The sequence below is a fragment of the Halovulum sp. GXIMD14793 genome, from assembly GCF_054457435.1.
On the sequence record NZ_JBTLNE010000026.1, the window covers coordinates 39567 to 53138 of the forward strand.

Consider the following 13572-nt stretch of genomic DNA (forward strand, 5'->3'; position numbering starts at 1 on the left):
CTGCCCCATTAACCAACGCTTCCCTCCAGCGAGATGGCGACCAGTTTCTGCGCCTCCATCGCAAATTCCATCGGCAGTTCCTGCAACACTTCCTTGCAAAAGCCGTTGACCACCAGCGCGACGGCCTCTTCCTCATCCATGCCGCGCTGGCGGCAATAGAACAACTGGTCGTCATCAACCTTGGAGGTGGTCGCCTCATGCTCCACCCGGGACGAGTTATTCTTGCACTCAATATAAGGCACCGTATGCGCCCCGCATTTGTCGCCAATCAGCAGGCTGTCGCATTGGGTATAGTTACGCGATTGCTTGGCCTTGGAATGCATAGAGACCAGGCCGCGATAGGTGTTTTGCGCCTTCCCGGCACTGATCCCTTTGGACACAATCCGACTTTTGGTGTTCTTGCCCAGATGCACCATCTTTGTGCCCGTATCGGCCTGCTGCATGTTGTTGGCGATGGCGATCGAATAGAATTCGCCCTGGGATTCATCCCCACGCAGAATGCAGCTTGGATATTTCCACGTCACGGCAGAGCCGGTTTCGACCTGCGTCCACATCACCTTGGCCCGGTCCCCCCGGCAATCGGCGCGTTTGGTGACAAAGTTATAGATGCCGCCCTTGCCGTTTTCATCGCCCGGATACCAATTCTGGACGGTTGAATATTTTACCTCCGCATCGTCAAGGATCACGATCTCGACCACCGCCGCATGCAACTGGTTTTCATCGCGCATCGGCGCGGTGCAGCCTTCCAGATAGCTGACATAAGCGCCCTTATCGGCAATGATCAGCGTGCGTTCGAACTGGCCCGTGTTTTCCGCATTGATGCGGAAATAGGTCGACAGCTCCATCGGGCAGCGCACCCCTTCGGGTACATAGACAAACGAGCCATCCGAGAATACGGCGGAGTTCAGCGTGGCATAGAAATTGTCCGATTGAGGCACGACAGAGCCTAGGTACTTTTTCACCAACTCAGGGTGGTCCTTGATCGCCTCGGATATCGAACAGAAGATCACGCCCGCTTTGGCCAGCTCTTCCTTAAAAGTCGTCCCCACGCTGACACTGTCGAAAACCGCATCAACCGCAACCTTGCGCCCCTCGGCCGGGGCCGCATCGGCCCCTTCGACGCCCGCCAAAATCATCTGTTCTTTCAATGGGATGCCAAGCTTTTCGTATGTGGCCAGCAGTTCCGGATCGACCTCATCCAGCGATTTCGGCTTTTCCTTCATACTGGCGGGCTTGGCGTAGTAATACTGGTCCTGAAAGTCGATCTCAGGGTAATCCACCATCGCCCAGGTGGGCTCTTCCATCTGTTTCCAGCGTGCGAATGCCGCCAGACGCCATTCCGTCATCCACTGGGGTTCATCGTTCTTTTCCGAGATCAGACGGACGATATCTTCGTTCAGGCCCTTAGGTGCATATTCCATTTCCACATCGGTGGCCCAGCCATACTTATAGCGCTCCCCGACCGAGCGGACCGCATCCACGGTTTCCTGATCCACACCTTCTTTGACCTGTACGTCACTCACCTTATTCATCCCTTGTTTCAGGCCGCGCGCTGCTTGAAGCGGCGGTAATGCTCGATCCATGTGCGGGCAAAGCCCATAATTTCATCTTCTGTCGTTGTCGGCCCAAGCGAGACGCGAATGGCGCTTGACGCCGTCTCGCTGTCAAAACCCATGGCGCGCAACACCCGGCTTTCCTTAACCTTGCCCGAGGAACAGGCAGACCCGGCACTGATGGCATAGCCCGCCAGATCCATCTGCATCACCTGCGTCTCGCCCTTCCAGCCGGGAATGGCAAAGCAAGAGGTATTGGGCAGGCGCGCCACATCCTTACCAAAGATGAGGATGTCCAGGGCCTCATTCAAGAGAACCTCCTCCATCCGGTCACGCAATTCAGCCACCCGGTCCCAAACGCCGTCTGCCAAATCACGTTGGGCAGCCGCAGCGGCAGCACCAAAGCCCGCGATTCCGATAACGTTTTCGGTGCCCGACCGGCGGCCCATTTCTTGGCCGCCACCGGCCAGCAAGCCAACATCACCAAGATGAATGCCATCTTTCAAAACCAACAAGCCAGACCCTTTCGGCCCACCTAACTTATGAGATGACGCAGACGTCAAATCGATGTCATAGTCGCGGAAATCGAAAGCCAACCGGCCAAGCATCTGCGTGGAATCAGTATGAATCGCCAACCCCTTTAGACGATTGATCGTTGAAAATGTCACTGCAGGATGATTGACCACACCAGTTTCACCACAAGCCGCAATGCAGGATACGATCGCATAGTACCGAAGTTCATTTGGGTAACTGTTATGCCACCAAGAACCTATCTGGTCCGGCTTCTTTTTTTCAGACAATTTCATAAGAGTTTTCAGAACAAAACCAGGTTCTTGTCCCGAGTTAAAGAACTTGTGGGACTCAATCATCTGCTCTGCAGTAAACTCAACCCGATAATTGCAACGATGTGAAAAATGCTCTGCGCCAATGGGGCTGGCGCCGTCAGAATTGATCCAATCGAAGTTTTCCTCGTCCTTGGCAACCTTCGCCCAGAATTCGATGCTTTCATGCTCCATCCCCGAAGACTGAAAGAAACCTTCATTTTTGGTTACAAACTGGTTCGCCTCTGTTGCCCCTGACGTAAAAACCACCTCGGACGGTGCGCACCCCACAAATTCCGCCACCTGCGCCCGGGCCGTTTCGACCAATCCTTTAGCCGCGCGCCCCTCCGCATGCACGCTCGAGGGATTTCCAACCACATCCATCGCCGCAATCATCGCTGCACGCGCCTCGGGCCGCAGCGGGGCTGTCGCGTTCCAGTCAAGATAGACCCGGCTCACGGCATCCTCCGGCAAGGGTGGGTTTTACCCACCCTACGGGCATGGTGTAGGGTGGGTAAAACCCACCAATGACGACTTCTGTTATTCATCCACCAGCTCCACAAAGGCAGGAACCGCCGGACATGGGGCCATTTGGTCGCTGACCACGTCAGACAGCCGGGTTTGATGCAACAGCACATAGACATGTGCTGACAACTGCTCCCACAGCTTATCTGTCAGTTGCTGCGCATCGGTCCCCGATGTGGCGCCCGATGCACCTGCCCCGCGTGACAACGCATCCATCGTCTCATCCACGGCCTGTAGAATTTCCGACACGCGAATACGCTCCGCTGGTCGGGCCAGCCGGTAGCCGCCGCCAGGGCCGCGCACACTTTCGACAATCTCTGCCCGGCGCAGCTTCACAAACAGCTGCTCCAGATAGGCCAGCGAGATATCCTGCCGCTCTGAAATTGCCGATAGTGAAGTCAGCGCGCCTTCACCTGCGCGAGCAAGATCTGCCAGCGCGATCATCGCATAACGACCTTTGGTGCTGAGTTTCATTCCAGATAGCCCCTGCCTGTTGACGCAAACCGTCACAAGCCTTACCTGTCCCGGTACCTTCCGGCAATGTTCCGGAATTTAGAACGTTTCTAGGTTGACCGGCCGATTCCGTCAAGCAATCGCGGTGCCATTAAGGAGAAGGCAGAACATGCCCGAGGTGATTTTCCCAGGCCCGGAAGGGCGTCTGGAGGGCCGCTACCACCCACAAAAGGAAAAAGACGCGCCTATTGCGATTATTCTACACCCGCATCCGCAGTTTGGCGGGACGATGAACAATAAGGTCGTCTATAATCTGCATTATGCGTTCCACAATCTGGGCTTTACCGTTTTGCGGTTCAATTTCCGCGGTGTCGGGCGCAGCCAGGGTGAATATGATCAGGGCATCGGTGAGTTGTCCGATGCGGCCTCTGCCCTGGATTACCTTCAGGCCCTGAACCCGAACGCCAAAGGGTGCTGGGTTGCCGGCTTTTCCTTTGGTGCCTGGATCGGCATGCAGCTTTTGATGCGGCGGCCAGAGATACAGGGATTCATCTCGGTATCGCCCCCGGCCAATATGTATGATTTCACCTTTTTGGCACCTTGCCCGTCATCTGGTCTGATCATTAACGGGACAGGTGATCGCGTAGTTCCGCCCACCGAGATTGCCAATCTTGCGGACAAGCTTAAGCAACAAAAGGGCATTACAATCACGCACCAGTTGATCGAAGGTGCAGGTCATTTCTTTGATCCCGGAATGGATGAAATGATCGGCAATGTCGAAAACTACGTCCGTGGTCGACTTGCCGATCCATCGCGCTGAGATCGCGTGTAGGGTGGGTTTCAACCCACCCTACCTGACGGCCGTGACCTTCGCGACTTAGACATGCGTGCAGTCCTTACCATTGACCTTGATGCAATCGCGGCCAATTGGGCGGCGCTTGATACCATAAGCGCAGGTGACGTGGAAACCGCCGCTGTTTTCAAAGCAAATGCCTACGGGCTCGGACTTGAGAAAGTTGCTGAGGCTCTCTGGTCAGCTGGTGCGCGTAGTTTCTTCGTGGCCATTGCGGAAGAAGGTGCGGCTTTACGCAAAATCCTGACCGACGCCAGGATATTTGTCTTCTCAGGCCTTATGGCCTGGGATACAGCACTTTGCCGCGACGCAAAACTGATCCCACTGCTAAACAGTCCAGAGCAGTGCCTGCGCCATCGCTCCGAATGCCCCGAGACGCCCTTTGGCTTGCAGCTTGATACCGGCATGAACCGGCTTGGCATAGAGCCTCAGGATTTCCCCCAACTCTGCGCGCAGATGACCGCCCAGCCTGAGTTGATCATCAGCCATTTGGCCTGCGCCGACATGCCGGGTCATCCGCAAAACGCAGCACAACACGCCAATTTTGCCGCTATGACATCTGATTTCGCTGATGTCCCGCTATCCCTGGCTGCAACTGGCGGTATCCTGCTTGGCCCGGACTATCACCAAAATCTCACCCGCCCCGGGATCGGTCTTTATGGCGGCCTTCCGTTTAAGGACGCGCGCCCCGTGGTGACCCTTGACCTGCCGGTGATCCAAAGCCGCCGCGTCGCTGTGGGCGAGACCGTTGGATATGGCGCGGATTGGGTCGCAAGAACCCCGGCGCGGATCGCGACGGTGGCTGCAGGCTATGCCGATGGTATCTTACGCGCCCTCGGCAATGGAACCGTGCTTTATGCTGATGATACCCCCTGCCCCGTGGTCGGGCGTATTTCGATGGATCTGATCACGGTCGACATCACCCACCTGCCCGGCACTCCGGATGCGCTGACCCTGCTTGGTCCACATCAAGCCATCGACGATCTTGCGACGAAAGCCGGCACCATTGGGTATGAAATTCTGACCAGCCTTGGCGCGCGCTACGAACGGGTCTACAAGGGCGGCTGATGACCACAGATAAGACGAGCAGTATGGTGCCTCTGACACTGGTTCTGAACTTTCTGGCTGCGATTGGTCGCAGCACGATGGAGTTGTGCGCGGCCATCGGGCGGCTGGCGATTTTTGTTGGTGCCGCAGTGTCCCACATGCTGCGCCCGCCCTTTTACCCCGCAGAACTGCTGCAACAGATGCTGCGTATCGGCTATTATTCGCTGCCCGTCGTCGGCCTGACGACCTTGTTCACCGGCGCGGCCCTTGCATTGCAAATCTACGAAGGCGGCTCGCGCTTTAACGCCATTTCGGTGGTTCCATCCATTGTCGCCATCGGCATGGTGCGCGAATTGGGGCCGGTGCTGGGCGGGCTGATGGTGGCGGGACGTGTGTCGGCCTCGATCGCGGCGGAACTTGGTACAATGCGAGTGACGGAGCAGATTGACGCGCTGACAACACTGTCGACCAACCCGATGAAGTTCCTGGTGGTGCCGCGCCTGCTGGCGGCCACAATCTGTCTGCCACTGCTGGTGCTGATCGGTGATATCATCGGCATCATGGGCGGCTTTCTGGTTGGCACCCAACGCCTAAGCCTGGATGCGGCGGCCTATCTGCACAACACCTGGGATTTTCTGAAGCTGATCGACGTTGCCTCTGGTCTGACCAAAGCTGCGGTGTTCGGCTTTATCGTGGCGATGATGGGATGCTATCACGGCTATAACTCCGGTCGCGGCGCACAGGGCGTCGGGCGGGCCACAACCAATGCCGTCGTCACCGCGTCGGTGCTGATCCTGGCCTTCAACTACCTGCTGACGGAGGTGTTTTTCTCCCGATGAGCAGCAAGATCAATATCGAAACGGTCGCCAAGGCGTTTGGTCCGAAAAAGGTCCTGCAGGGCGTCAGCCTGGATATCGCCAAGGGCGAAAGCATGGTGATTATAGGTGGCTCTGGCACCGGCAAATCCGTCTTGCTGAAATGCGTTCTGGGACTAATCCAACCAGATAGCGGATCGATCACGGTTGCGGGCACTGAAGGCAATAACCGCGACGAGTTTCTGGAGCATTTCGGCATGTTGTTTCAGGGCGGCGCGCTGTTCGACAGCCTGAGCGTCTGGCAAAATGTTGCCTTTCGCCTGCTGCGCGGCAAACGCAAACGCCCCAAGGCAGAAGCACGCGACATCGCCATCGAAAAGCTGCGCCGTGTTGGCCTGCAACCTGAAACCGCCGACCTTTACCCGGCTGAGCTGTCAGGCGGCATGCAAAAGCGTGTCGGTCTGGCCCGCGCCATTGCCGCCGAACCCGATATTATCTTTTTCGACGAGCCGACCACAGGCCTCGACCCGATCATGTCCGGCGTGATCAATGAGCTGATCCGCGAAATTGTCGTCGAACTTGGTGCCACGGCCATGACCATCACCCATGATATGACCTCGGTCCGTGCCATCGCTGACAAGGTGGCGATGATCCACCAGGGTGTTGTGCAATGGACCGGGCCGGTTGGCCAGATGGACAGTTCCGGCGATCCTTATCTGCAACAATTCATCGCAGGTTCAGCCGACGGACCGATCAAGGCGGTCCGATGAATGTCCTTCTGGATGGCATCTTTGAGGCAATCGGTGCGCTGCTTGCGGCAATATTTGCGCCAATTTTTGAGATGTTGGCGGGCCTGATCGTTGGCCTTTTGACAGGTCTGGTGGAAATCCTGATTCCGATTGTGGCGCTGATCTTTGCACCGTTTCAGGCCATCGCGGATACTCTCGCCGGACCGATCTTTTACTTTCTGGGGGCGGTTGCCCTTGTTCTGCTTGCGGGCACGTTCGTTGAGGTGGTGTTTGCCCCGGGTATGCTGCCGTTTCTTGTTGGAATGCCGTGGTATCTTGCACTGGCCATGGGCGTCATCGGCATTGTTCTTTTTGCTCTGCCGCAGGTGGTTATGGAAGCCTCTGCACGGCGAACCACAACTGAGCGCGTGCAGAACCGAAGCGTGCCAAAGTGGCATGCTTATGCGGTGCTGGCGGTGATCTTTCTGACTGTGATCACCGCACTACTGCTTAGTTTCGAGCAGGCCAGCCTACCGGCAGAGACACTAGTGGTCCAGACTGTATCAGACTGCCCGCCCCCAGATACCGATACCGATCAGGGCTGGATCAAGCGGTCCTGGGGCTGGGCAAAATCCAAATTGGATGACTGCTGATCCCTTTTGCGGGTTGTTGCATCCGGCAAAGCGGGCCACTACATAGCCAATCGCCTGCTTTCAACACGAATGGTCGTGCCTTTGTTTCTGAAAATCGCCAATTTGTTGCTTTTGATGCTGTTTCCGATGTCGTGGTTCATGCCGTTGGCGAAATCCGGACTGCTGCCCTATTTCGACCTGAAGGACGAAATCTCGATCATCACCGGCGTTCAGACGCTGTGGGAAACCGATTTCATGCTGGCCATGCTGGTTGCGTTTTTTGCGATGGTGGCCCCAATCATGAAAACCCTTTGGCTGGCTGGCCTGCAATTCAACATGCTTAAACCGCGCGCAATTCCGGTGCTGAATTTCCTGTCCAAGATCGCCATGGCCGATGTCTTTTTGATCGCGCTTTATATCGTGATCGTCAAAGGCGTCGGCGTGGGCCGGGTGGAAACCGCCTGGGGGCTTTATTTCTTCACGGCTTGCGTGGTCAGCTCTGTTCTGATCACCCACTTCACCCGCAAATAAATGCCGGGGCTTCTGCTGGGCATCATGGTTGGCGCGTCGGTTTTTGCCGCGACGCTGTTTTCTGGCGCGCAGGTCTATCTGCAAAAGGGACGGCTACGCTGGGCGCATCTTGTCGCTCTGGCGCTAACGGTGCTTGGTATGGCAACGCTCAGCGCGGTGTCGCCGGGTGCCGCGATGGTGGTTGGCGTGGCGCTGATCATCGCAGGACTGGCGGTGATGGCGCTGGAGGATGGCTGGAACCGCATTCTGCCCGTCTTTCAAATCATATTCGGGGGCGCTCTGGTTGCAGGCGTGCCTTTTGCCGGGTAGGCCTGCATCCTATGGCTAAAGCAACCCAGCAATATGTCTGCAACGCCTGCGGTGCGGTTTACCGGAAATGGGCGGGCCGCTGCGATCAGTGCGGCGAATGGAACACCATTGAGGAAGAGGCCGCCCTTAGCACCGGGCCGGGCAAATCCGCCTTGGGCGCAGCCAAGGGCACGCCCATGGCGCTTAGCTCGCTGGATCAGGACGATGCGCCGCTGGTTCGTACCGATAGCGGGATGGCAGAGCTGGACCGTGTGCTGGGCGGTGGTCTGGTCCCTGCATCCGCAATTCTGGTGGGCGGTGATCCGGGGATCGGCAAGTCGACATTGCTGTTACAGGCCGCCGCGGCCTATGCCGGACGGGGCGCACCGGCGATCTATATCACGGGCGAAGAAGCGGCCAGTCAGGTCCGCATGCGCGCCGACCGGCTGGACTTGCGTCAATCGCCGTTGCTGCTGGCCGCTGAAACCAACCTGCGCAACATCCTGACCACGCTGGAAAAAGAACGCCCGGCGCTGGCCATCATCGATTCCATCCAGACCATGTGGTCGGACAAGGTCGACAGCGCACCAGGATCAGTGTCGCAGGTCCGGGCCTGCGCACATGAACTGGTCAGCTTTGCCAAAAAGCGCGGCGTTTCGGTCATTCTGGTTGGTCATGTCACCAAGGAAGGTCAGATCGCAGGCCCCCGCGTTGTAGAACATATGGTCGACACCGTGCTGTATTTTGAGGGCGAGCGCGGCCACCAGTTCCGTATTCTGCGCGCCGTCAAAAACCGCTTTGGTCCTGCCGATGAGATCGGCGTATTCGAAATGACCGGCGCTGGTTTACAGGAGGTCGCCAACCCCTCAGCTTTGTTCCTGTCAGATCGCGAAAACCCAGCCCCCGGCTCTGTCGTTTTTGCAGGGATCGAGGGCACCCGCCCCCTGCTGACGGAGTTTCAGGCACTGGTCGCGCAATCCCCACTGGCCACGCCGCGGCGCACGGTTGTGGGCTGGGATGGGGCGCGTCTGGCCATGGTGCTGGCGGTGCTTGAGGCGCGGTGCGGCGTCTCATTCTCGGGTTGTGATGTTTACCTGAATGTCGCGGGTGGCCTGAAAGTCAGCGAACCGGCGGCCGATCTGGCGGTTGCAGCCGCCCTGATCTCGTCCCGGCAGGATCATCCGCTGGCTGCCGACACCGTGGTTTTCGGCGAAATCTCGCTTTCCGGCGCGCTGCGCCCGGTCAGTCAGGCCGAAACACGCCTGCGCGAAGCCCATAAATTAGGGTTTTCTGCGGCCTTCGCGCCACAGGCTATGAAAACATTAGGGGAAATCCCGATGCAGATGGTCACAGCGACCGACTTAAATGGCTTTATTCACGACGCATTTGGTGCGATAGAGACCTGAAAACGCGGATAGGGGAGCTTCCATGGAAGGGTTCGAAGGATTTACGATCATCGACGGCGGATCGCTGTTTATACTGGCGGTCTCGGCGCTGCTTGCGTATTCGCGCGGCTTCATACGCGAGGTGCTTTCGATTATCGGCTGGGTTGCTGCCGCTATTGCAGCCTTTATTTTTGCGCCGGACGTCGAACCACTGATCCGCGAGATACCGTTTGTCGCTGATCTTGTTGGCGATGCGTGCGACCTGTCGATGATTGCCGCTTTCGGCCTTGTCTTTGTCGGCGCATTGATTGTGGTGTCGATCTTTACACCTTTGATCTCGGGCGCGATCCAGAACTCGGCACTTGGGCCGCTGGATCAGGGTCTGGGCTTTCTGTTTGGTCTGGCGCGCGGTGCGCTGCTGATCATTGTCGCCCTGATCGTCTATGACCGGCTGATCGCCGGTGGCCAGGGCATTCCGATGGTCGAAGACAGCAAAACCGTTGCGGTGTTCAATGATGCCAAGCAGCGGATTTCGGAGAAACTGCCCGAGGATGCCTCTGGCTGGATCTCGGAGCGCTACGAGCGTCTGATCGGCCAATGCGAAGGTGCAGCGGCAGAAGCTGAGACACCCGACGTACCTGCGACTGATCCGACCAGCAGTACCGACAACTAATCCGTCACATACACGTGACACATCCCGCACAGGCCCCTATAACAGGGGCCTGTGTCGTATATGCGAGTCGCCCCATGACAGAACCCGCCCTTTGCCCTCCGTTCGACGATGATAAACTACGGGAGGAATGCGGCGTATTTGGTGTGATCGGCGCATCAGATGCTGCCAATTTCGTCGCGCTGGGTCTGCATGCCCTGCAGCATCGCGGGCAAGAGGCCGGTGGCATCGTCTCTTATGATCAAGAGGCCGGATTTCAATCTGCCCGCCGCTTTGGCTATGTGCGCGACAACTTCACCTCGCAATCATTGATGAAAACCCTGCCCGGTGCATTGTCCATTGGGCATGTGCGCTATTCTACCTCCGGGTCAAAGGGGCATACGGCTATCCGTGATGTGCAGCCTTTCTTTGGCGAATTCGCCATGGGCGGCGCGGCCATTGCGCATAATGGCAATCTGACAAACGCGCTGATGTTGCGGCGCGAACTGATTGAACGTGGCGCGATCTTTCAGTCAAATTCTGACAGCGAGTGCATTGTCCATCTGATGGCCCGCTCTATGGGGCGGACGATCCCAGATCGGATGAAAGAGGCTTTGCGCCAGGTTGAGGGCGCGTTTTCCATCGTCGCCATGACCCGCTCCAAGTTGATCGGCGTGCGCGATCCACTGGGCATTCGGCCGCTTGTCCTGGGTAAACTGGGCGATGCACATGTTCTGTCCTCGGAAACCTGCGCGCTGGATATCATCGGTGCTGATTTCGTGCGTGAGATCGAACCCGGCGAAATGGTGGTCATAAACGAGGACGGGATCGCAAGTTTCCGCCCGTTCGAACCCAAACGCCCGCAGCCCTGTATCTTCGAATATGTCTATTTCAGCCGCCCGGATTCGGTGATCGGTGGCAAGTCGGTCTATGAAGTGCGCCGTCAAATCGGTGCCGAACTCGCCAAAGAAGCCCCGGTCGAGGCAGATATGGTCTGCCCTGTCCCCGATTCCGGGACACCCGCGGCCATTGGCTATTCACAAGCCTCCGGCATCCCGTTTGAAATGGGGATTGTGCGCAACCAGTATGTTGGCCGTACCTTCATCGAACCGACCGAGCAGATCCGCAATATGGGCGTGCGGCTGAAGCTGAACGTCAATCGCGCCCTGATGCGCGGCAAACGCGTTATCCTGATCGACGACAGCGTCGTGCGTGGCACCACGGCGCGCAAGATCAAGGATATGGTGCTGGAGGCCGGCGCGAAGGAAGTCCACTTCCGCGTCGCCAGCCCCCCGACCCTTTGGCCCTGTTTCTTTGGCGTGGATATGCCAACCCGCGACGAATTGCTGGCTGCAAAAATGACAGAAGAAGAGATGCGCGCCTTTCTTGGTGTTGCATCGCTGAAATTTGTTTCCATCGACGGGCTTTACCGTGCAGTCGGCATCCCTGAGGGCCGAGACCCTGACAACCCGGCCTATTATGACGCCGTATTCACCGGCGATTATCCGATCGAACCCAAGGATATGGTCGACCGGGGATTTCGCGTAAGGAAGTCTGCTTGATCCTTATCTGGTGGTCATGCCCGTTGATTGCTGCGCTATCACGCCACTTTCTGCCTGAACCTGTCCAGAAGCTGTATCACCACAAAATAAAGACCACATAGCCTTTTTGTTGCGGCTGATGAAAGGTCAGTGAAATCCGCGAAGGCGCGACAGTGGGTGCTGACATCTGAGCGCTGAGGGCTTATGTACCGGAACCTGCACAGAGAATAGCCCAGAGACACAGTATGACCGACATTCAGGACGACCAGCGCTGGCAACGGCTGATGGATCCAGATTATCAGTGTGAGTGCTGCGGTACCAATTTCTCGGGCTTGATCGACATTTCGTTCAATCATCCCGCCACTTGGCCGCATGACGCACGAAAGACCCAGAATGCCGTCGCCGTGGGCGAGGATCGTCTGGGCGCAAATCTCTGCTCCATTGGTGAGGCGCGCTATGTCCGGTGTTCGCTACGCCTGCCGGTACAGGGTACGGATCAGGTATTTGCCTATGGCGTCTGGGCACAGCTGGGACTGACCGACTATGATGCCTATTTGGCGCATTTTGACGGTGATACGGATTTCGACGGCTGCTTTGCCTGGCTGGCCAACCCGATCCCCGGCTGGGAGGTAGAGAGCGCCCTGCCCTGCGATCTGATCCCTGGCCCGTTGGGGCAGCGTCCCAGCCTGACAGTTCACGAAGAATCCGGCCATCCGATTGCGCCAGCGCAGGACAATGGCATTGATTTTGAAACCCTTCTGGATATCTACGCTGCCGCTGGCAAGGATATCCGCCCCCATCTTGGAGAGCCATGAATGACTGACCGTATCGCCCTTGTCACCGGGGCCTCGCGTGGGCTTGGCTATGCTGTTGCAACGGCATTGGGTACACGCGGCTGGCATGTGATTGGGCTGGCGCGCACCACTGGCGGGCTGGAAGAAATGGCTGACGTGGTCGAGGCGGCGGGCGGGTCAACCACATTGGTTCCGCTGGATATCACCGATGATGGTGGGTTGGCGCGGATGTGCCGCGCGATCTATGACCGTTGGGGGCGGTTGGATTTGATGGTGCATTGTGCTGCTCATGCCGAACCTCTGATGCCCGCCGGTCATGTGGCTGAGAAAGAGCTGGACCGCGCCTGGGCCGTCAATGCACGCGCCACGCAGCGTCTGATTGCCATGACAGACCCGCTGTTGCGTGCCTCGGAAACCGGAACCGCTGTGATGCTGACCGATCCCGACACCGCCGGTCGGCCGTTTCACACCATCTATGGCATGACCAAAGCCGCGGCAGAGGCCGCTTCGCGCAGTTGGCAGGTTGAGGGGGCCAATATTGGTCCGAAGGTGCAGTTCTTCACGCCGCAGCCGATGCCGACGGCATTGCGGGGCCGCTTTCACCCCGCCGAGAATCGAGACAACCTGACGCCCTGCGCCGATGAGGCAGAGCGGTTGTTGGCAGAGATTGACCTGTAAGGTCAGCGGGCTATACGTCGTAAACCACTGGTTCGCGCCCTCACGGTTCGCGGTCCTTTCGGGAGCAGCCAACGCTTTGGGTATGCTCGGAACTGCGATTGGTGCCGTCGTGCTGCCTAGGGCCTGTTAACACTATTGCATAGTGCTGTTTTGTACAAAGTATATGTTATGAATGAGATAACAGAAAGCCACTACGCGCTGATCTGCCCCTACTTACCGGTTCAGCGCGGGAATGTGCGGGTTTCGAACCTGACCGTGATTAAAGCGTTTCGGGATAAA

General features: G+C 57.6%; 15 protein-coding genes. 12 read left to right on the top strand and 3 right to left on the bottom strand.

Annotated features, from left to right (window positions below; all coding sequences use genetic code 11):
* Positions 1-8: 8 nt before the first annotated feature.
* The 3 genes from sufB to ACW9UQ_RS09340 all read right to left on the bottom strand — a co-directional run bounded on the left by sufB (position 9) and on the right by ACW9UQ_RS09340 (position 3373).
* Positions 9-1532, bottom strand: coding sequence for a Fe-S cluster assembly protein SufB (gene sufB, locus ACW9UQ_RS09330; protein WP_458930750.1), 1524 nt, complete (start codon positions 1530-1532; stop codon positions 9-11).
* 8 nt (positions 1533-1540) lie between these two features.
* Positions 1541-2833 (bottom strand): cysteine desulfurase family protein, encoded by a 1293-nt coding sequence (locus tag ACW9UQ_RS09335; RefSeq protein WP_458930751.1) that lies wholly within the window; start codon positions 2831-2833, stop codon positions 1541-1543.
* Between the two features lie 81 nt (positions 2834-2914).
* Entirely contained in the window at positions 2915-3373 is a 459-nt protein-coding gene (locus tag ACW9UQ_RS09340) for an Rrf2 family transcriptional regulator (RefSeq protein ID WP_458930752.1), read from the bottom strand.
* Positions 3374-3521: 148 nt separating this feature from the next.
* Here ACW9UQ_RS09340 and ACW9UQ_RS09345 point away from each other — a divergent pair, with 148 nt between their 5' ends.
* The 12 genes from ACW9UQ_RS09345 to ACW9UQ_RS09400 all read left to right on the top strand — a co-directional run bounded on the left by ACW9UQ_RS09345 (position 3522) and on the right by ACW9UQ_RS09400 (position 13293).
* On the top strand, positions 3522-4172 hold the full coding sequence (locus ACW9UQ_RS09345; protein ID WP_458930753.1) for an alpha/beta hydrolase: 651 nt from the start codon (positions 3522-3524) through the stop codon (positions 4170-4172).
* 63 nt (positions 4173-4235) lie between these two features.
* Complete coding sequence (alr, locus tag ACW9UQ_RS09350; protein WP_458930754.1) at positions 4236-5273, top strand: alanine racemase; 1038 nt, start codon at positions 4236-4238, stop codon at positions 5271-5273.
* Positions 5273-6091: an MlaE family ABC transporter permease gene (locus ACW9UQ_RS09355; RefSeq protein WP_458930755.1), complete on the top strand. Its 819-nt coding sequence runs from the start codon at positions 5273-5275 to the stop codon at positions 6089-6091. The genes alr and ACW9UQ_RS09355 overlap by 1 nt, the downstream gene beginning before the upstream one ends.
* The gene (locus tag ACW9UQ_RS09360; protein ID WP_458930756.1) at positions 6088-6837 is read left to right on the top strand and encodes an ABC transporter ATP-binding protein; all 750 of its coding nucleotides are present in this window, start codon (positions 6088-6090) and stop codon (positions 6835-6837) included. The genes ACW9UQ_RS09355 and ACW9UQ_RS09360 overlap by 4 nt, the downstream gene beginning before the upstream one ends.
* Positions 6834-7448 carry a hypothetical protein gene (locus ACW9UQ_RS09365; RefSeq protein WP_458930757.1) on the top strand — a complete coding sequence of 205 codons (615 nt, stop codon included), beginning with the start codon at positions 6834-6836 and terminating at the stop codon, positions 7446-7448. The genes ACW9UQ_RS09360 and ACW9UQ_RS09365 overlap by 4 nt, the downstream gene beginning before the upstream one ends.
* Positions 7449-7517: 69 nt before the next feature.
* The gene (locus ACW9UQ_RS09370; protein WP_458930764.1) at positions 7518-7958 is read left to right on the top strand and encodes a paraquat-inducible protein A; all 441 of its coding nucleotides are present in this window, start codon (positions 7518-7520) and stop codon (positions 7956-7958) included.
* Positions 7959-8267 (top strand): hypothetical protein, encoded by a 309-nt coding sequence (locus ACW9UQ_RS09375; protein WP_458930758.1) that lies wholly within the window; start codon positions 7959-7961, stop codon positions 8265-8267.
* Between the two features lie 11 nt (positions 8268-8278).
* Positions 8279-9652 carry a DNA repair protein RadA gene (gene radA, locus ACW9UQ_RS09380; protein WP_458930759.1) on the top strand — a complete coding sequence of 458 codons (1374 nt, stop codon included), beginning with the start codon at positions 8279-8281 and terminating at the stop codon, positions 9650-9652.
* Positions 9653-9674: 22 nt separating this feature from the next.
* Complete coding sequence (locus ACW9UQ_RS09385; RefSeq protein WP_458930760.1) at positions 9675-10304, top strand: CvpA family protein; 630 nt, start codon at positions 9675-9677, stop codon at positions 10302-10304.
* A gap of 74 nt (positions 10305-10378) precedes the next feature.
* Positions 10379-11842, top strand: coding sequence for an amidophosphoribosyltransferase (gene purF, locus ACW9UQ_RS09390; protein WP_458930761.1), 1464 nt, complete (start codon positions 10379-10381; stop codon positions 11840-11842).
* A 224-nt stretch (positions 11843-12066) separates the two neighbouring features.
* Positions 12067-12636, top strand: a complete 570-nt coding sequence (locus ACW9UQ_RS09395; RefSeq protein ID WP_458930762.1) for a DUF2199 domain-containing protein — start codon at positions 12067-12069, stop codon at positions 12634-12636.
* The gene (locus ACW9UQ_RS09400; RefSeq protein WP_458930763.1) at positions 12637-13293 is read left to right on the top strand and encodes an SDR family NAD(P)-dependent oxidoreductase; all 657 of its coding nucleotides are present in this window, start codon (positions 12637-12639) and stop codon (positions 13291-13293) included.
* The last annotated feature ends 279 nt before the right edge of the window (positions 13294-13572 follow it).